At 46.7% G+C, this 20,102-nt stretch carries 17 protein-coding genes; 13 read left to right on the top strand and 4 right to left on the bottom strand.

The genetic code is table 11. The features are described from left to right. The first annotated feature begins 17 nt into the window (after positions 1-17). The 5 genes from trpD to L4C42_RS03170 all read left to right on the top strand — a co-directional run bounded on the left by trpD (position 18) and on the right by L4C42_RS03170 (position 6,118). On the top strand, positions 18-1,019 hold the full coding sequence (gene trpD, locus L4C42_RS03190) for an anthranilate phosphoribosyltransferase (protein ID WP_418642128.1): 1,002 nt from the start codon (positions 18-20) through the stop codon (positions 1,017-1,019). Between the two features lie 25 nt (positions 1,020-1,044). Beyond that, positions 1,045-2,409, top strand: coding sequence for a bifunctional indole-3-glycerol-phosphate synthase TrpC/phosphoribosylanthranilate isomerase TrpF (gene trpCF, locus L4C42_RS03185; RefSeq protein WP_418642127.1), 1,365 nt, complete (start codon positions 1,045-1,047; stop codon positions 2,407-2,409). Positions 2,410-2,529: 120 nt separating this feature from the next. Beyond that, entirely contained in the window at positions 2,530-3,720 is a 1,191-nt protein-coding gene (gene trpB, locus L4C42_RS03180) for a tryptophan synthase subunit beta (RefSeq protein ID WP_418642126.1), read from the top strand. Next, positions 3,720-4,538, top strand: a complete 819-nt coding sequence (gene trpA, locus L4C42_RS03175) for a tryptophan synthase subunit alpha (protein WP_353496496.1) — start codon at positions 3,720-3,722, stop codon at positions 4,536-4,538. Before trpB ends, trpA begins: the two co-directional genes overlap by 1 nt. Before the next feature lie 341 nt (positions 4,539-4,879). Beyond that, positions 4,880-6,118 carry a dicarboxylate/amino acid:cation symporter gene (locus tag L4C42_RS03170; RefSeq protein ID WP_353496497.1) on the top strand — a complete coding sequence of 413 codons (1,239 nt, stop codon included), beginning with the start codon at positions 4,880-4,882 and terminating at the stop codon, positions 6,116-6,118. 91 nt (positions 6,119-6,209) lie between these two features. Here L4C42_RS03170 and L4C42_RS03165 read toward each other — a convergent pair whose 3' ends face one another. Beyond that, a complete protein-coding gene (locus tag L4C42_RS03165; RefSeq protein WP_429759310.1) occupies positions 6,210-8,039 on the bottom strand; it encodes a M4 family metallopeptidase in 1,830 nt (609 codons plus the stop codon). A 313-nt stretch (positions 8,040-8,352) separates the two neighbouring features. Here L4C42_RS03165 and L4C42_RS03160 point away from each other — a divergent pair, with 313 nt between their 5' ends. The 4 genes from L4C42_RS03160 to L4C42_RS03145 all read left to right on the top strand — a co-directional run bounded on the left by L4C42_RS03160 (position 8,353) and on the right by L4C42_RS03145 (position 10,230). Continuing rightward, positions 8,353-8,937 (top strand): septation protein A, encoded by a 585-nt coding sequence (locus L4C42_RS03160; RefSeq protein ID WP_353496498.1) that lies wholly within the window; start codon positions 8,353-8,355, stop codon positions 8,935-8,937. 86 nt (positions 8,938-9,023) lie between these two features. Then, a complete protein-coding gene (yciA, locus tag L4C42_RS03155) occupies positions 9,024-9,425 on the top strand; it encodes an acyl-CoA thioester hydrolase YciA (protein WP_112461011.1) in 402 nt (133 codons plus the stop codon). Positions 9,426-9,508: 83 nt separating this feature from the next. Beyond that, on the top strand, positions 9,509-9,805 hold the full coding sequence (locus L4C42_RS03150; RefSeq protein ID WP_112461010.1) for a YciI family protein: 297 nt from the start codon (positions 9,509-9,511) through the stop codon (positions 9,803-9,805). A gap of 17 nt (positions 9,806-9,822) precedes the next feature. Then, the gene (locus tag L4C42_RS03145; protein WP_418642124.1) at positions 9,823-10,230 is read left to right on the top strand and encodes a GspS/AspS pilotin family protein; all 408 of its coding nucleotides are present in this window, start codon (positions 9,823-9,825) and stop codon (positions 10,228-10,230) included. Between the two features lie 83 nt (positions 10,231-10,313). On the opposite strand, the gene metE is transcribed toward L4C42_RS03145, so the two are convergent. Further along, positions 10,314-12,593, bottom strand: coding sequence for a 5-methyltetrahydropteroyltriglutamate--homocysteine S-methyltransferase (gene metE / locus L4C42_RS03140; RefSeq protein WP_418642123.1), 2,280 nt, complete (start codon positions 12,591-12,593; stop codon positions 10,314-10,316). A 199-nt stretch (positions 12,594-12,792) separates the two neighbouring features. Here metE and metR point away from each other — a divergent pair, with 199 nt between their 5' ends. Then, positions 12,793-13,704 carry an HTH-type transcriptional regulator MetR gene (gene metR, locus L4C42_RS03135; protein WP_353496501.1) on the top strand — a complete coding sequence of 304 codons (912 nt, stop codon included), beginning with the start codon at positions 12,793-12,795 and terminating at the stop codon, positions 13,702-13,704. A 216-nt stretch (positions 13,705-13,920) separates the two neighbouring features. Here metR and L4C42_RS03130 read toward each other — a convergent pair whose 3' ends face one another. Next, the gene (locus L4C42_RS03130) at positions 13,921-15,417 is read right to left on the bottom strand and encodes an ArnT family glycosyltransferase (RefSeq protein WP_418642122.1); all 1,497 of its coding nucleotides are present in this window, start codon (positions 15,415-15,417) and stop codon (positions 13,921-13,923) included. 263 nt (positions 15,418-15,680) lie between these two features. After that, positions 15,681-16,379: a GntR family transcriptional regulator gene (locus tag L4C42_RS03125; protein WP_353496503.1), complete on the bottom strand. Its 699-nt coding sequence runs from the start codon at positions 16,377-16,379 to the stop codon at positions 15,681-15,683. Between the two features lie 278 nt (positions 16,380-16,657). Here L4C42_RS03125 and L4C42_RS03120 point away from each other — a divergent pair, with 278 nt between their 5' ends. From L4C42_RS03120 to L4C42_RS03110, 3 genes are all read left to right on the top strand, one after another. Next, positions 16,658-18,274: an alpha-glucoside-specific PTS transporter subunit IIBC gene (locus L4C42_RS03120; RefSeq protein WP_353496504.1), complete on the top strand. Its 1,617-nt coding sequence runs from the start codon at positions 16,658-16,660 to the stop codon at positions 18,272-18,274. Between the two features lie 124 nt (positions 18,275-18,398). After that, complete coding sequence (locus tag L4C42_RS03115; RefSeq protein WP_353496505.1) at positions 18,399-19,736, top strand: 6-phospho-alpha-glucosidase; 1,338 nt, start codon at positions 18,399-18,401, stop codon at positions 19,734-19,736. A gap of 157 nt (positions 19,737-19,893) precedes the next feature. After that, positions 19,894-20,102 (top strand): helix-turn-helix domain-containing protein (locus L4C42_RS03110; protein WP_429759304.1); only part of this gene is annotated, 209 nt, incomplete at its 3' end.

The following is a 20,102-nucleotide window of genomic DNA, read 5'->3' as shown; positions in this document are numbered from 1 at the left end:
ACTAAGGAATCGTAATTATGGAAAATATCATCAACAAACTTTACGACCAACTGGATCTAACTCAAGAAGAGAGCCAGTCGTTGTTTGACACTATTATCCAAGGTGAGCTAGACCCAATCCTGATGTCAGCAGCTCTAACAGCACTCAAAATCAAAGGCGAAACGCCGGACGAGATCGCAGGTGCAGCCAAAGCACTGCTTGCCAATGCGAACCCATTCCCTCGTCCTGATTATGACTTTGCTGATATCGTGGGCACAGGTGGCGACGGTGCCAACACCATCAACATCTCAACCACAGCGGCATTTGTGGCAGCGGCGTGCGGTCTTAAAGTCGCAAAACACGGTAACCGTGGCGTATCAAGCAAATCTGGCTCTTCGGATCTTCTTGATTCATTTGGTATCGATCTGGCGATGTCTGCTGAAGACACTCGCAGCGCAGTCGATGAAATTGGTGTCGCTTTCCTGTTTGCACCTCAGTATCACGGCGGCGTTCGCCATGCGATGCCAGTACGCCAAACCATGAAAACTCGAACCATCTTCAACATCCTTGGTCCGCTCATTAACCCAGCGCGCCCTAACATAGAACTGATGGGCGTATATGATGCAAAACTGGTTCGTCCTATTGCGGAAACCATGTTACAAATGGGTATGAAGCGTGCAGCCGTTGTTCACGGCAGTGGCTTAGATGAAGTCGCTATTCACGGTGAAACTCTGGTCGCAGAGATTCAAGATGGCAAGATCACCGAATACACGCTAACGCCTGCAGATTTCGGTTTAGAGTCTTACCCACTCGAAACTATCAAAGGTGGTGAGCCAGAAGAAAACCGCGCCATCATCACTAATATGCTAACGGGTAAAGGAACGGACGCGCAGTTAGGCGCTGTTGCGGTAAACGTCGCGCTTCTAATGAAACTATTTGGTCATGAAGACCTCAAAGCCAATGCAGCGCAAGCCATTGATGCAATGAACTCAGGTAAAGCTTACGAGCTGGTTCAAAAGCTTGCGGCACACGGCAAGTAACTCGGCGAATCAACAGGAAAAGATAATGGAAACAGTATTAGCAAAAATCGTCGATGATAAGAAGATTTGGGTTGAGAAGCGTAAGCAAACTCAGCCACTAGAGAGCTTTAAAGCGGATCTTGTTCCATCAGACCGCAGCTTCTATGGCGCGCTGTCGACAGGCAAAACGGCGTTTATTTTAGAGTGCAAAAAGGCGTCTCCATCGAAAGGTTTGATCCGTGATGACTTTGACCTCGACTACATCGCCTCGGTCTACAACAACCACGCTAGTGCAATTTCTGTACTGACTGATGAAAAGTACTTCCAAGGCAACTTCGACTTCCTTCCACAGGTACGCCGCCAAGTTAAGCAGCCAGTACTGTGTAAAGATTTCATGATAGATACCTATCAAGTGTATTTAGCTCGTCATTACAACGCAGATGCTATCTTGCTCATGCTGTCAGTGCTGAATGATGACGAATACCGTGAGCTAGCAGAAATCGCGGAGTCTCTTGAACTAGGCATTTTGACCGAAGTGAGCAACGAAGAAGAGCTAGAGCGCGCAATTGCGCTTGGTGCAAAGGTAGTAGGTATCAACAACCGCAACCTTCGTGACCTTTCGGTTAACCTAGATCGCACCAAAGAATTGGCACCGAAACTGCCGGAAGGCACCATCATCATTTCGGAGTCTGGTATCTACAACCACCAACAGGTTCGTGACCTTTGCCACTATGCGAATGGCTTCCTCATTGGTAGCTCGCTAATGGCTGAAGACAACCTTGAACTTGCAGTACGTAAAGTGCTGTTAGGTGAAAACAAAGTATGTGGTCTCACTCATGCCGATGATGCTGCAAAAGCTTATCAAGCTGGTGCGGTAAAAGGCGGCCTGATCTTTGTTGAAAAATCCCCTCGTTACGTTGATGTTGAGTCAGCTCGCATGGTAATGAGTGGTGCGCCTCTTGAGTTTGTCGGCGTCTTCCAAAACCACAATGTCGAGTTTGTTGCCAACACGGCTAACCAACTAAAACTATCAGCGGTTCAACTTCACGGTGACGAAGACCAAGCTTATGTGGATACGTTAACCCCTCTTCTAAGCGATGACGTAAAAATCTGGAAAGCACACGGCGTGACCGATGCCATCCCTGATTTAACGGCCATGAAAGTAGACCGCCACCTGTTAGACGCCAAAGTCGGCGAGCAATCAGGCGGTACGGGTCAACGCTTTGACTGGCAACTGTTGAACGATACCAACGATGTGATGTTGGCCGGCGGTCTATCTCCAGACAATGTTAAGCAAGCCAGTACACTTGGCTGCATCGGACTAGACTTAAACTCAGGAGTTGAGTCAGCACCGGGCAAGAAAGACGCAAAAAAACTGAATCAAGCGTTTGCGCTAATTAGAGATTATTAACTTAGAGAATACTAACTTAGAGAATAGTAACTCTCTGCAAACAACTAAGAATTATTAAAACTTGCTCGAGAACAAAGACAACGCGAGTACTCGAGCAAGTTGACTATTGAGGAATTAACCATGTCTAAATTAGATGCCTACTTTGGCGAATACGGTGGACAATTCGTACCACAGATCTTGGTGCCAGCACTGGATCAACTAGAGCAAGCTTTTATCGACGCTCAAGAAGACCCAGAGTTTCAATCTGAGTTCATGGAGCTACTGCAAGAATACGCAGGCCGTCCAACGGCGCTAACACTGACTCGCAACCTAACAAAAGGTACTAGAACCAAACTGTACCTAAAGCGTGAAGATCTCCTTCACGGTGGCGCGCACAAAACTAACCAAGTACTTGGTCAAGCACTGCTTGCTAAGCGCATGGGCAAAAAAGAAATCATCGCAGAAACAGGCGCAGGTCAGCACGGCGTAGCAACCGCACTCGCGTGTGCTCTACTTGACCTCAAATGTCGAGTTTACATGGGTGCGAAAGACGTTGAGCGTCAGAGTCCGAACGTGTTCCGTATGCGTCTAATGGGTGCAGAAGTGATTCCTGTTCACTCAGGCTCTTCAACACTGAAAGATGCATGTAACGAAGCGCTACGTGACTGGTCAGCAAGCTATGAAGACGCGCACTATCTACTAGGTACTGCGGCAGGTCCCCACCCATTCCCAACCATCGTGCGTGAGTTCCAACGCATGATTGGTGAAGAGACCAAAAACCAAGTATTGGCCCGTGAAGGCAAACTGCCAGACGCCGTGATTGCTTGTGTTGGTGGAGGCTCTAACGCTATCGGCATGTTCGCAGACTTTATCGAAGAAGAATCAGTACGCCTGATTGGTGTTGAGCCAGCAGGTCTAGGCATCGATACTGACCAGCATGGTGCACCACTAAAGCATGGTACTACAGGTATCTTCTTCGGAATGAAAGCACCACTGATGCAAGATCCAAATGGCCAAATTGAAGAGTCGTACTCAGTATCTGCAGGTCTAGACTTCCCATCGGTGGGTCCTCAACACGCCCACCTAAATGCGACAGGTCGTGCTGAATATGGTGCGATTACCGATGATGAAGCATTGGATGCATTCCAGGAGCTAGCGAAGCATGAGGGTATTATACCTGCGCTAGAATCTTCTCACGCCCTAGCTTACGCACTTAAGATGGCTCGTGAGAACCCAGAAAAAGAACAACTACTTGTCGTCAACCTATCAGGTCGCGGTGACAAAGATATCTTTACTGTACACGATATTTTGAAAGACAAAGGAGTAATGTAATGAGCCTGAATCAAGATCGTTATAAAGAGATGTTCACTCGTCTAGGCGAGAAGAACCAAGGCGCATTCGTACCTTTCGTTACTATGGGCGATCCTAGCCCAGAATTGTCACTGCAAATTATGGAAACCTTGATTGAGTCTGGTGCCGACGCATTAGAGCTAGGTATGCCATTCTCAGATCCGCAGGCAGACGGCCCAACGATCCAAGGCGCAAACATCCGTGCATTGGACGCGAAAACAACGCCAACTATCTGCTTCGATATGCTAGCTAAGGTTCGTGAAAAGCACCCAGAGACGCCAATCGGCTTGCTAATGTATGCCAACCTAGTTTATTCCAAAGGTGTTGATACGTTTTACAAGCAGTGTGCAGATGTAGGCGTGGATTCAGTGCTTATCGCTGACGTTCCGACTAACGAGAGCAAAGAGTTTGTCGAAGCAGCACATAAGCACGGCGTACACCCAATCTTCATCGCTCCGCCAACGGCAAGCGAAGAAACGATCGAGCAAGTAGCGAAACTTGGTGGCGGTTATACTTATCTGCTTTCTCGCTCCGGTGTTACAGGCACTGAGACTAAAGCGAACATGCCGATGAACACTCAGCTAGACAAACTCAATAAATACGATGCTCCACCATCACTGCTTGGATTTGGCATTTCTGAGCCAGAGCAAGTGAAACAGGCATTGGATGCGGGTGCAGCAGGTGCAATTTCTGGCTCTGCTGTGGTAAAAATCATCGAGAAAAATCTTGATGCGCCAGAAACCATGCTTAGCGAACTGTCTCAGTTTGTTAAATCTATGAAGGCCGCTACTCAGCGTTAATCAGCTAAATCCTCCCCTGATAGGTTGCACTTCCAGTGCAACCTTTTTTTTACATTTCGTTCTACCCACCTCCGTCAAAGTCATTGCCCAATATAGAATTCAACCGCTAATCATTCTCAAAACCAATAGCAAACGTTTGCTTTCGGGTATTCGTTCACCATTTATTCGGTTTTTTCACGCTTTTTCTCATGATTTCGGTTTCTGCTGTTGCGCAAAGTGCTAAATAAGTGTAAAAATTGCCATCGACGATTAGTCTAATATTTACCGTTCAAATAGAAGACTACACTAGGATTTGACAAATAATCAGCACAGGAGTTAAGGAAGTGTTAAAAGAAAAGTTGATGCTAAATAACATTGGCGTCCAAGTCGTGATTGCAATGATCCTCGGTACCTTTATCGGTGCTATGATGGGTGAATCTGCTTCTATGTTTGCTCCACTGGGTACTATCTTCATTAATCTAATCAAGATGTTAGTGATCCCACTGGTTGCAGTTGCTTTGATCTCAGGTGCAGCCGGTCTTGGCAACAGCAGCAATGCAGGTAAAGTTGGCGTAACAACGCTTGCTTACTTCGGTCTAACGTCAGCACTTGCAGTCGCACTTGCTCTGATCATGGGCGAAGTATTCCAACCAGGTGTGAACATCGATACAGCGGGTATCGAAGGCATGTTCTCAGCTGAGTACGCTTCAAAAGGTGAACTACCCACTTTCTGGGCTACCGTCACTGGTATGATCCCAACCAACGTTTTCCAGTCGCTAAATGAAGCAAACATCCTTCAGATCCTAGTGTTCTGCCTGTTCTTCGGCATCGGTCTATCTAAGCTAGAATCTACTCGCCGCGACCCACTACTTAACGGTGTAAACGCGATCGTTGACGTCATGGTTTGGATGATCAACAAGGTAATGGTCATCGCACCAATCGGTGTATTTGGTCTTATGGCAGAAGCGGTAGGTACGTTCGGCTTTGGCGCACTAATGGTCGTGTTCAAGCTGTTCGTGGTTTACATCGCCGCGATCCTAATCTTCGGTTTCGTTGCTTACCCACTGATGATACAACTGTTCACTAAGACATCTGCGAAGAAGTTCATCAGCGCAATGAAAAAGCCACAGGCAGTTGCCCTATCAACGGCTTCGTCAATGGCAACACTACCAGTTACAATGGACACCGTTGAAAAAGAGCTTGGCGTTAAGAACTCAACCGCATCGTTTGTTCTGCCGCTAGGTGCGACAATCAACATGTCTGGTAACGCTATCTACTACGGCCTAGTGGCAATCTTCTTTGCGCAGCTGTTCAACATTGACCTTTCAATGGGCGCTTACATTGCGATCATCGTGACATCAACATTGGGCGCAGTTGGCCAAGCTGGTGTCCCTGGTCCATCATTCCTTGTTGTAGCCGTTCTACTAGCTGCGGGTATTCCAATCGAAGGTCTACCACTTCTGTTTGCTCTTGACCGTATCTTCGACATGATTCGTACTGCGCTAAACATCACAGGTGATGCTGCGTGTGCGGTTATCGTTGATGCATTGGTTGAAGAAGAAGCTGAGCAAGAAGCACAGCTTGAGAAACAGCAAGCCTAGTATTAACACTCAATACCAAAACGGGTTGTCACCTTTAGGGACAACCCGTTTTTTATTATGTCCTGTGTAAAAACTTACCTAGTACCCGCTGCTAGTTGAGCGACAACGTCACGTTTGAGTAAGCACGGTAACCTCGCAGCATCACATGATAAGTGGTATTTGCTACCGCACTTACCGAGCAAGACTCTACGTTGCCGTCACGGTATGGTCGACAATCAAAATCGGAAGTCGTCGGTTTCGCGCCTTTCTTCACATACAGATCCGCATCACCAGTACCACCCGTGATCGCTACCGTCACCATTTTGTCCGTATCGACACTAAAAGTGTAATAGTCCGTGCTGTTGTAGCTGCCACTTAGCTCAGTAACCGGCTGACCCATTACCAGTTCATTACCAGGAGTCGGCGTCGTAGTGCCACAACTCGCATCCACCCCAACCTCCGCAAACGCATTCACGACATCACTGCGTTTAAATGACAGATCGTCCGCGGCCTTCGCTACACCACAGCCACCTTGGTCAAAAGTACTATTCGCTCCCCAGTACATTTGGTTTGCTAGTGTAAACACCTGAAAACCTGACTTAATGTCCCAATTGTACTTAGTGCTTAGCAAGTAGAACGCACGATTGAACACACCGCTTGAGTAATGCACATTCAGCCCGTCGTAATACTGCGAGGCATTATCGATACTCTTGCCATCTTTAGATGGCTGATCAAAGTAGCGCAATCCACCATTTCCTTTAAAGATATCCGCGCCCACCAGCCAATCGACGCTGCCACGCATGTAGTATTCTGCAGCTTCACCGGCGATATCTGAATAAGCTTCGTTCATACCGCCAGACATGTTTTTGTATACCAATCCTGAGTTTTGCTCAGTAAAACCATGGCTCACCTCGTGAGCACTCACGTTAATATCAACCAAAGGGTAAAAGGTGTTTTTCCCGTCACCGAAAGTCATGGATGACCCGTTCCAAAAGGCATTTTCATAGTTGTTACCATAGTGGACACGCATGGTTAACTGAAACGTGAGTGGTGCGGTCTGCATCCAATCTTTGAACATATCAAACACTACATTACCGAAATATTGCGCATCATTAATCGGTGAATAAGCACCGTTCACGGTTTTGTAGTCGTTATAGTTGGTTGAATCGTTGCAGGTATAGCTAAACGCTGAAGACCCTGACGTACTGCCATTAAGGTTGACTGTCTTAACATTGCTGTTCGACATGGTGCAGGTATTCCCCGACTTACTCATCAAAATAGAAGGAAAGTCCTGACCAAAATAGTACGCACCCGTTTTCTCATTGCCGCCTGGCCCTGTCGCCATCGCATGGTTTATTCCATCCCAAGACTCAAGAATGTCACCAGATTCTGCATCCACAAACATAAACGGCCTTTCTGGTTCATCGCCAGCGACAAAAAAGTCCACTAGGTAAACCATGCGTGCCACTTGGTCTTCACCAACGCGAACCATCAACTTCGATTTTCGGTTCTCGACCTCTGGTTTCGTATCAACAAATGACGGGTGAAGACTAAAGTGATGACGCTCTGCAAGTTGCAGCGCTTCATCGCTGGATATATTCGGTTTCACAACAGGTAGATCACTTGCTAAACCTTGCGCCATCACCCCATAAACCTCAGAAATCCCCTGCTCTCCTTTGGTTGAGGTGATCGTCGCATCATAGACAGGTAGCCCTTGATATAGCTGCTGATATTTTACCTTAGTCTTCCCATTAAGCAGCGTTACTCGCTTTACTTCGGTATAAGCATCTACTTGAGGAGCGATACTAAACTGCGCTTCGATAAGCGCTTGTGCCTTGGTTGCATCTGTCATCTCGACAAACTCTGCGGCGTTGACGGATAGCGCCATAACAGCGGTAGAGGTTCCAATGAGCCACCTAGCTTGACGTGTTACATGATTCATTCTGTATTCCTTGAATGTTATTGATATTATTAGTACTTATAATTCAATCAGTTACTACAGGTTCGATCGAAAGTAAAAACATATGCAACAATTTCGCAACACTCAATAATAGAGCAAAAACTCAGCTTTAACATTCTGTAAACATTTTCAGGCGCCAATTTATCAATAGCTGCTGCTTTATGGTGCAATTGACGTGCTAGTCAGTACGAGAACTGAAAACTGTGTTCTTGTTTCCAAGAGATAACAGCCGTTTGCTCTTAGGCGGCTTTTGGTTACACTAGCGACTCAATTTATAAAAAGGTCTTTCTGAGCCATGAAGCAGTTGCTCGATTTCATCCCTCTGATTATTTTCTTCGTTCTGTACAAAATGCAGGATATCTACGTCGCTACCGGAGCGCTTATCATCGCCACCGCAGTGCAAGTTGCAGTAACATATTGGCTATACAAAACTGTCGAGAAGATGCAGTTGATTACCTTTGCGATGGTCGCTGTTTTTGGTGGTATGACCTTGTTCTTCCATAATGACAACTTCATTAAGTGGAAAGTAACCATTGTTTACGCGCTGTTTGCGATAGCGCTTGCCGTGACACACGCAATGGGACGTGGCTTGATTAAAGGCATGCTGGGCAAAGAGATCACACTACCTGAGCGAGTTTGGGCTAAAGTTAACTTCGCATGGGTGGGTTTTTTCTCGTTCTGCGCGGGCCTTAATATTTACGTAGCCTACGCCCTGCCCCTTGATGTTTGGGTCAACTTCAAGGTGTTTGGATTGTTGGCTGCAACCCTGCTCTTTACTGTGTTTACTGGCATTTACATCTACAAACACATGCCTAAAGACGCATCGAACGAAGAGCAAGATAAAGCCTCTAAAAATGAGAACCAAGATCATACACCTTGATCACCGGTGGATCTTTTGTATACTCCGCGAACGATTAAGAATCAGCGACCTACGGGTCGCTGTGCTGTTTCTGGAAGACAATAAACATGACAAATACAACATCGAACACTCCTAAAGGCCAGTTAATCATTCGCACGCTGGCAATGCCTGAAAACACCAACGCCAATGGCGATATTTTCGGTGGTTGGATCATGTCTCAACTCGACTTGGCGGGCGGTATTCTTGCCAAAGAGATTTCTCACGGTCGAATTGTTACTGTGTCTGTATCGAGTATTACGTTTAAGCACCCAGTTAAGGTCGGTGACGTTGTTTGCTGCTACGGTGAGTGCACCAAAATTGGTAATACTTCTATGTCCATTAACTTGGATGTATGGGTGAAACCTGTCAGCGTCGAAGGTGTTGGTGAACGTTATCAAGTCTGTGACGCAACCTTTAACTACGTAGCAATTGATGCAAATGGGCGCCCACGTCCAATTAATCCAAATTAAGCAACGGCCAACGATGACTTTTCAGTGAAAAAATGACATCTTATAGAACAATTAAGTTACTGAACTATTTGAAGGATACAAATATGTGGTACGTTATTTTTTCTCAAGATGTCGAGAACTCGCTAGAAAAGCGTCTGAGTGTACGCCCACAGCACCTAGAAAGACTTCAAGCACTTAGAGACGAAGGTCGTCTATTGACCGCAGGTCCGATGCCTGCCATTGATAGTGATAATCCAGGTGAAGCTGGGTTTACAGGATCCACAGTCATTGCAGAGTTTGACTCACTAGACGCTGCACAAGCATGGGCAGATGCCGATCCATACATTGAAGCCGGCGTTTATGAGAACGTAATCGTCAAACCATTCAAGAAAGTATTCTAAAAGCGATAAATAGCACAATGAAAAAAACATTAAGTTGGCTAGCAATCGCTGCGCTTACCGCGCTGGCTGGTTGTTCAAGCAATGGCGACGATGAACGCCGTAAACTCGAGCTGTTAGCGCAAAGCCGAGCGAGCGTTATTTCCTCCGGATTACCGATTGAGCAAGGCCCGCTCTCAATTATGAAAGCATCGGCAAGCAAAGGCATTGTTGAAATCATGATGATTTATAACACCGATGCCAAAGGTGCACTGCCGTTAGATCAAGTTTTGCGTAACAGCATGAACTACTACTGTACTGATCGTGAAGTGAAAGCCAACCTAGAGCTTGGACTGGGCTATCGCATTATGATCCGTAACGCTCGCGGTCAGTTAATGATCGACCAAATTGTCAATCAGCAGTATTGTCAAAAGCCGCTACCACAGTAGCCAAACGATCATAATCAATTGACGATCAAAACAAAGAGGCTTGCATTAACAAGCCTCTTTTTCATTCTACAATCTACACCCTATCACAATAAACGCTCTCGCAAGTTCTTCGCCGCTTGTACCAAGTTCGTTAGCGACGCTTCTGTCTCTTCCCAGTTACGCGTTTTAAGGCCGCAATCTGGGTTAACCCAAAGTCTCTCAACCGGGATACGTTTCGCAGCTTTTTCAATTAACTGTTCAATCCACTCAACTTTCGGAATGTTTGGCGAGTGAATATCGTACACACCAGGACCAATCTCATTCGGATAGTTAAACTCTTCAAATGCGTTCAACAGCTCCATGTTAGAGCGAGATGTCTCAATCGTAATCACATCAGCATCCAATTCCGCCACCGACTCGATAATCTCGTTAAACTCGCTGTAACACATATGAGTGTGAATCTGGGTTTCCGGCCTTGCACTCGCCGCTGAAACCTTGAACGCTTTCACCGCCCAATCTAAGTATTCTTTGTGGTCGCGTTTTTTCAGCGGCAGGCCTTCACGAATCGCAGGCTCATCAATTTGAATGATATTGATGCTTGCTTGCTGCAGCGCATCGACTTCATCTTGCAACGCAAACGCCAATTGGTTGGCAATCGTCTCACGAGAGACATCTTCACGCGGGAAGGTCCAGCACAAAATGGTCACAGGTCCAGTTAGCATGCCCTTCATTGGTTTATCAGTCAGTGATTGCGCATAGGTAGACCAATCCACAGTAATTGATTTATCACGCTCAATATCAGCGACGACAATTGCCGGTTTAACGCAGCGCGAACCATAGCTTTGTACCCAGCCAAATTCTGTGGTTTGGAAGCCCGATAAGTTCTCGGCAAAGTACTCCACCATATCATTACGCTCAGCTTCCCCGTGCACTAGCACGTCCAGACCCGTCGCCTCTTGGCGCTTCACGGTATCTTTGATGAAGCCTTTCATGAGTGATTCATACTCCGCGATGGTGATATCACCACGCTTGAAAGCGGCGCGGCTTTTACGCACTTCGGCAGTCTGAGGAAACGAGCCAATCGTCGTCGTTGGGAGCTTAGGTAACTTAAGTACTTCTTGTTGATGATGGGCACGCTCAGCATACGGAGCGCTGCGGTCGCCATGGGTAGAAGCTAGCGTCGCGACACGGCTTTGAACTTGGGGTTTATTCACCCACGTTGAACGAGCACGATCTAAGATAGGTTGACTATACTGGGCGCAGTGCTCTATTGCTTGTTTATCACCATCAAGTGCTTTGGCAAGCCAAGAGACCTCGGATACTTTTTGCTTGGCAAACGAGAACCAGTTTTCGGTACCTTGAGGCAACTTAGTTTCTAACTCAGCATTCACAGGGCTGTGGAGCAAAGAACATGAAGACCCCACCCAAAGGCGCTCACCCAAGATTGCTTTTACTGGCTTTAATGTCCGCAAAGCGCTGTGCAGATTAGCACGCCAAACATTACGACCATTGATGATACCCGCTGACAGCACCCAATCACTTGGCAGACGATTAACCACTTCATCCAATTGGTTTGGCGCGGCAACGGCATCAACATGTAAACCGTCAACCTCAAGCTCAACAATCGCGTCAAGTGAGTCCACAACAGAGTCAAAGTAGGTCGCAAGCAGTACTTTCACATCACTGCGGATCACCTGATAAGCGAGCTTAAAGCTGTCCAACCACGGCTTTTCAAGCTCCAGCGCTAAGATAGGTTCATCCACTTGTACCCATTCAATGCCGAGTTTTTCAAATTTAGCGAAAATAGCCTGATAAGCAGTCAGTACTCGTGGTAGTAGTGACAAGCGATCAAAGCCCTGTTCTACTTCTTTACCCAGGTAAAGGTAACTCAACGGACCAAGCAGTACCGGCTTCACTTTATGACCTTGCTGCTGCGCTTCATTAATTTCATCGAACAGCTGAGTCCAACTCACTTTAAACTGATCTTCTGAGGAAAACTCTGGAACAATGTAGTGGTAATTGGTGTTAAACCACTTAGTCATATCCGAAGCGGCTTCCCCAGCACAGCCACAATCCGTTTGAGACTGACCTCGGCCAATACGAAATAGCGTGTCTAGATCCGGGAAACCGTTATTGTGTCGCTTTGGCACGTGACCTAAAAGTAGACTGGTACCAAGTACATGGTCGTACCATGCAAAGTCACCGACGGTTACATAGTCGAGGCCGTCTTGTTTTTGGCGTTCCCAGTTTTGTTTACGGATTTTAGCAGCGACCAGCTTCAAGCCTTGCTGGTCAAGCTCGCCACGCCAATACTGTTCTAAAGCAAATTTCAGTTCACGCTTTTCACCGATACGCGGGTAACCAAGAATATGAGTTGCTGTCATGATGTTGTCCTTTTTATTCATTAGCAGTCTGGATGGCTAAAGCATCACCCAGCAAAGCAATATGAACAATCGCAATTCATTCACAAAGAATATGAATCTTTCTCATGCAATAAGAAAACATCATTTAGACGTCTAGACGTTTACTTATACTCCAAAGCACGGTAAGTTAATGGAAAGGGATTAAGGATGAGGGATTTTCATGATAGAGCTTAAACACTTAAAAACACTGGCATCACTGCGCGATACCGGCTCACTAACCGCTACCGCAACCTCACTGCACTTAACGCAATCAGCACTCTCTCATCAACTGAAAGATCTCGAGGCTCGTATTGGCTCGCCACTATTCATTCGCAAAACTCGACCAGTGAAATTCACCTCTGAAGGCGAGATCCTGCTTAATCTCGCTAACGACGTTCTACCACGCATCGCCCAAGCCGAAGGTGACTTAGCCGGACTTAAAGAAGACGTTAACGGTCGCCTCCATATGGCTATCGACTGCCATTCTTGCTTCCAATGGTTAATGCCAGCCCTGAAAGAGTATCAACTTGCTTGGCCACATGTTGAGTTGGATTTCTCCTCAGGCTTTGGCTTTGAACCCATCCCCGCTCTCGTAGGCGGAGAGCTGGATTTGGTGATCACGTCAGACATCCAACCACGCTCAGAAATCCACTACGAACCCCTATTCGACTTCGAAATGCGCCTTGTTACCTCAATCTCTCATCCTTTGGCAGGAAAAGATCATATCGAGCCAAGCGATCTAGCGGACCAAACCCTTTTGACTTATCCGGTGCAAAAGCAGCGCCTAGATGTCGTTAAACACTTCCTCACGCCAGCAGGCGTAGAGCCAAACAAGTGGAAACAAGCGGACAACACTCTAATGTTGGTACAAATGGTCTCTGCTGGTCTTGGTGTAGCCGCTCTACCAAACTGGGCAGTCAGTGAGTTTTCCCGTCAAGGCTTGATCACCAGCAAGCCATTAGGTGAAGGACTATGGCGCAGACTGTTTGCAGCTGTTCGCAATGGGGAAAAGGATAAACATTATCTGCAAGCATTTTTTGGTACCGCAAGAGCGCAGTGCAAGCAGCATTTGGATGGGATCAAAGTGGCTTGATGGTGGGCGTTGGTTCTAGATCAGGCGACACGCAGTGAGCCAGTTTGCTCCTCCTCTTAATAAGGGGAGGCTGGGAGGGGTGCTCTTTGCTCTTCGTTTTTATCTCTGTAACACATTAAATTAATGAGAAAAAATCAAGAGCACCCCCCTCTAACTCCCCCTTATTAAGGGGGAGAACTACAGGCTCGCTCCTATCGTCGCATCGCCAAAACTAAATCACTCTTTCGGCGCTATCATCCCCAAGCAAATCTGCTGTACCGGCTCTTGAGAAGAATCTTGATAGGCAATCTGCTTAGTCACTGTCACTTCAAACTGCGGCCATTCTTCAGTAAAACGTCTAAACGTCTGACCTTCACAACCTTCACCTACATGACTCAGCAACAACACACCTTGTGATTCAATCTTTCCCGCTGTGACATGGCGGTTGTAAACATTCGGTAGCGTCTCGTTGCTCCAGCGGTTTGACATTTCTGGGTGCGGTGCGATGTAGAATGTCATCCATTCTGAGATTTCTGCGCCGCCCACCAGCTTGAGGGGCTTATCCGTGTTCTCATACCAGAATGTTTCTGCATCATGCGCTAACACTTTAACGCCTTCAAAATTCTGGCCTGCATTGCGTACGTTACAAACCATAACTGAGCTGTAACCAACGATCATCAGCAGCGCCATTGTCACCAGAACTTTGTATGCGCGTGACAGCTGACCAATCACATCTTTGGCTAAAAACGCGACCAATACCGCCGGTGCTGGCATAAAGAATGGATGCAACCACTCAACGAGTCGGCCGCCTTTATGGAACGTAAACCACGCCATAATCACCACCAGCGGTGCCAGCAAAACAAATGTAGTTAGCCAAACCTTTTCCGGTACATTTTTAGTAAAGCGCAGACCACGTTTACCTAGCAAACCTGCAAGTAAAATAAGCGGGTAAAAGACCGACAGAAGCGCCAGCCAACTGCCCGGGCTAAGTTGAGCCGAAACTTGGCCGCTCACCCATTTCACCGAAGAGAAATTATTAGCAAACATCCAAAAGAAGTTTGGAGTGACCAAAGCGAGAAAAGCCGCGATACCAATATAGAAATTACGATCGCTCCAGTTACGACGGACGCTCGGTACTGCCAAGCTTAAAATGAAGACCATCGCGACAGGTGCAAACGTGGTGTATTTCGCCATCGCCGAGCAGCCTGCCAAAATTCCATACGGGATCCACCATCTTGAGTCTTCGTAAACAGCCTTAACGAACATCAGCAGTAGCCAAGACCAAGAGCCAAACAGAAGATAGTTATCATTGTAAGGAATGGCATCGAAATTGATGACCCCTGACAAGTTCAATGTCAGCATACCAAGCCAAGCTAACGCGATTGAGTCCGTCAGCTTATACGCCAAACGGTAGCAACCTAGCATACCTACAGCAACCACACTAAAGTGGCCTACATACCAAAATGCCGATGCAAACTCCGTAGACGATGAAATCAGCAAAATACGCGCTACAAAACCCACAAACCATGGGTTATTTGGGCTGCCCCACTCTCCATTGCTGGCCCAGTTTAACGCCTCAACAGCATCATAAGGCACTGTTGGATCAAGGTGATAAGAAACCAATGACCAAGCCACAGCGTACACAAAACACCAGATCAACGCAGCGCGATGTGAGCGAGCAATATCAGTTGGAGTGTTTGTTGATTGGTCGAAATGAAGAATTGTAGACAGCATAGACGCCCTTGGATTCGGTTAATTTCAGGGGTTTGGCGGCAAACTTTACTCAGGTTGAGCGTATGAGAAAAGCATACTAAGTCAATTCTCTGTAAATTCCCCATGAATTCATAAATAAGGAGAATTGGAGCCCGCACTTCAACAATTAGTCTATATATTTATGCTGTCAAGGCCTGTAATGCTTTGTATAGAGTTAGGTATGAGAGAGTCAAGAAAGGAGTGTAGGAATCAATGCCAAGAAGAATTCCTCGGCATTGGTCTGGTTAGCGCTTTAGATAATGCTTGTACGAATACGTGTTCGGTTTGAAGTACAGCTTAGTGTATTCAAAGATGCTGCCATCGCTGAGCTTACCTGTCGAAAGAAGGCGAATAATAGGCACCTCTGGAGATAGCTCAAACACTTCGCATAAGTGCTCGTCTGGCATAACCGCTTCAAAATCCTGGAGTGCACCGTCTATATGCAAGCCCAACTCTTTTTCAAGATATTGGTACTTCGAGCCTTGCAAAGACATGATGTTCATTTGCGGGAACATAGCGACTGGCATGAATGAGTCTTCGTAAATGGAAGGGACGCCATTTATCAGCTTAAAGCGGCGGATAAAATACACTTTCTCATCGGAGCCAATTTTTAGCGCAGCAGCCACCTCTTCATCAGGATCCATCAGAGTAAACTCGACCACTTTGTACTCGAGCTTAGTCCCTGCATCACTCATGTATTCGCTAGTGCTACGCAAATTCGACATCGAGCCAGTCATGGTCTTACCGATAACCGTAGAGCCTGCGCCTTGGCGCTTCTCAACCAAGCCCAGCTTCACTAGTTCTTCTATCGCCTTGCGCACCGTAATACGACTCACTGAATAGGCGTCGATAAGATCTCGCTCGGTAGGAAGGGTATCGCCAATGGCGAACTCTTCTGAGTCAATGCGGGACTTTAAATCCTGCATTACCTTTTTGTATAACATGTTTTCACCTCTTAGGTACCACGCTATCACCACTAAAAGTACAAATCAATAACCAATCGTACTAACCTCGTCACAACTCAGCGCTATCGCCACAAAACATCCTTTATAGGTCTCTTTTTATGCTCCAAATCACATAATACATGCTTTATTTGTACTCAATCACAATTTACTTATTATTGATTTGTTATGTTTTATTTTCAGGAGTAACTTAAGACCTGTCGAGAGACACAAGAATTACAAAAACAAAAATCTATACCAATAACAAAAAGGACCCTTCCATGTTAAGTGCTATACAACGCTTAGGTGGAGCAATGTTTACCCCAGTTTTGCTGTTTCCTTTTGTCGGGATCTTAGTGGGACTGACCATTGTTCTCAAAAACCCCATCTTTGTTGGCGACCTCGCTGATAAAGACGGTTTGTACTATCAAGTTTTACAAGTCATTGAAGAAGGTGGCTGGACTATCTTCCGTAACATGGCGCTACTTTTTGCCGTAGGCCTGCCGATTGGCCTTGCTAAAACCGCTCATGCTCGTGCCGTTATGGTGGTCATGGTTTCCTACCTAACCTTCAACTACTTTGTTGGTGCGATGGGTGGATTCTGGGGTGAGTTCTTCGATGTCGATTTCTCTCAAGCGATTGGTGGTACATCGGGTCTGACTGAAATTGCAGGTATTAAAACGCTGGACACTGGTATCTTTGGTGCCATCATCATCTCTGGTTTTGTTACCTGGATCCACAACCGTACTTTTGAAAAACAGCTACCTGCTTATCTAGGTATCTTCCAAGGTGCGTCATTTGTTGCCATGATTTCATTCTTTGCCATGCTGCCAGCGGCTTGGTTAACGCTTTACATCTGGCCTTCAATCCAGCACGGCATTCTTAACCTGCAAGGTTTCTTAGTTAGCTCAGGTTCATTCGGTGTGTGGCTATACACCTTCCTAGAACGCATCTTGATCCCGACAGGTCTGCACCACTTCGTCTACGCACCATTTGTATTCGGTAACGTAGCGACGCCAAATGGCATCACGGTTGACTGGTTTACTAACTTAGAGGCGTTCACGCAATCAACCCAATCAATGAAAGATCTCTTCCCTGCTGGCGGCTTTGCACTGCACGGTAACTCTAAGATCTTCGGTTGTACTGGTATTGCGCTAGCAATGTACCACACCGCAAAACCTGAAAACCGTCAAAAAGTTGCGGCACTTCTTATCCCAGCAACGTTAACCGCAGTATTGGTAGGTATCACTGAACCACTTGAGTTTACCTTCCTATTCATCGCGCCTTGGCTATTCGCAATCCACGCGATTCTTGCAGGCACTATGGCGATGGTGATGTACACCTTTGGTGTGGTCGGCAACATGGGTGGTGGCTTGATTGAATTTGCAACAGGTAACTGGATCCCACTACTGGGCAACCACACTGGCATGGTCGTGACTCAAATTGCTATCGGTCTGTGCTTCACAGCCATCTACTACGTGACGTTCAAATACCTCATCGTCAAGTTTGATGTGCCAATTGCAGGTCGCGGCGAAGCAGAAATGAAGTTGCACACTAAAAAAGACTTCAATGAGAAACACGGCATTACTGGTAAAGGTGGTGCAGGTACAGCAACCCCACTACAAATCCAAGCAGTAGAAACCATCGAAGGTTTGGGCGGCGTTCATAACATCGAAGATCTAAGTAACTGTGCGACCAGACTTCGCGTCACGGTCAAAGACCCAAGCAAAGTTCAAACAGCAGAATACTTTATGGAAACTGGTGCGGTGAACCTCGTGAAAAACGGTAAAGCCATCCAAGTCATCATCGGACTGAATGTCCCTCAGCTTAGAGAAGAGTGCGAAAAAATCTACAGCGCTTCTAAAACTGTCGACATGACACTGGCTCCGGTCACTTAGTCCAAGAGAAACGAATAGCAATACCTAGATAATCCATCTAGTCCAATAACGTAAACAAAACAGATAATAACAACATACTACCAAAGGGCGGTAGCGTACCGCCCTAGTCCAAGTGAGGCATATCATGAAAAAAGAATTCTCAGTAGTTATCGCAGGCGGCGGCTCAACTTTCACTCCTGGCATCGTTATGATGCTGCTTGAAAACCAAGAGCGTTTTCCAATCCGCAAACTGAAATTCTACGACAACTTCGCTCAGCGCCAAGAGACTATCGCTGAAGCGTGCAAAATCTTGCTAAAAGAGCGTGCACCGCACATTGAGTTCTCATACACCACCGATCCTGAAGAAGCATTCACAGACATCGACTTCTGTATGGCTCATATTCGTGCTGGTCTTTACGCAATGCGTGAGCAAGACGAGAAAATTCCTCTACGCCACGGCTGTGTAGGCCAAGAAACCTGTGGTGCTGGCGGTGTGGCTTATGGCCTTCGCTCAATCCCTGCAGTTATCGAAATGATTGACTACATGGAAAAATACTCGCCAAACGCTTGGATGCTGAACTACTCAAACCCAGCAGCTATCGTCGCTGAAGCGTGCCGCGTAATGCGCCCTAACTCAAAAGTGCTTAACATCTGTGACATGCCAATTGGTATCGAAACTCGTATTGCAGAGATCCTTGGCTACGAAGACCGCAAACAGTTCGACATCATGTACTACGGCCTAAACCACTTCGGTTGGTGGAAAGAGTTCAAAGATGCGAAAACGGGTGAAGACTTGATGCCACGCATCAAAGAGTACATCAAAGAGAACGGCTACTTGCCACCAAGCGCAATGAACGGTGCACAGCACACAGACGAATCTTGGAAGCAAACCTTCATCAAAGTTCGTGACGTGTACGCACTTGACCCAGAAACGATTCCAAACACGTACCTCAAGTACTACATGTACCCAGACTACGTAGTAGAGCACTCTAACAAAGAGTTCACTCGTGCAAACGAAGTGATGGAAGGCCGTGAAAAAGAAGTGTTCACAGAATGTCACCGCATCATTGCCGCTGGCACAGCGGTAGACACAACCATCGAAGTCGAAGAGCACGCGTCTTACATTGTTGACCTAGCAACAGCGATTGCATTCAACACCAAAGAGCGCATGCTGCTCATCGTTCCAAACAACGGCGCCATCGCGAACTTTGACCCAACAGCCATGGTAGAAATCCCATGTATCGTCGACAACACAGGTGCGAAGCCGCTGCAAGTTGGCGCGATTCCTGAGTTCCAAAAAGGCATGATGAGCCAACAAGTTTCGGTTGAGAAGCTGGTAGTGGAAGCGCACGTTGAGGGCTCTTACCAAAAACTATGGCAAGCGCTAACGCTGTCAGCGACGATTCCAAGCGCAACGGTTGCGAAAGCGATTTTGGATGACCTGATTGAAGCGAACAAAGAATACTGGGTTGAGATGAAGTAATTGGTGTTTAGCCAGTTTCACTAACTCAAATTTATCGTCACCCCTGCGCAGGCAGGGGTCTTCTTTAAGCGGGTATTGACCGGGCTCATAGGTAACAGTTCTAACCAGGCACATGGGTAACAAGTGCTAATGTGTAAGCTTCGAAGAGGAGAAGCTTATGCCATGGGAAGAGACTTGCATCATGAGCCAAAGAGAACTTTTCATTGAAGATTGGCTTAGCCATCGATTTTCTATTAGCGAGCTGTGCCAGCGTTATGGCATAGCTCGTAAAACAGGCTACAAATGGATCAACCGTTTCCGCGAGCAAGGAATGACTGGTTTAGCTGACTTGAGTCGAGCTAGACATACCCATTCCAATCACAAACG

Origin of the sequence: Vibrio wakamikoensis (genome assembly GCF_050337275.1) — a bacterium.
GTDB lineage: Bacteria > Pseudomonadota > Gammaproteobacteria > Enterobacterales > Vibrionaceae > Vibrio > Vibrio chaetopteri.
Note: the sequence above shows the minus strand (reverse complement) of the source record. Positions and strands in the feature narration are given on the sequence as shown.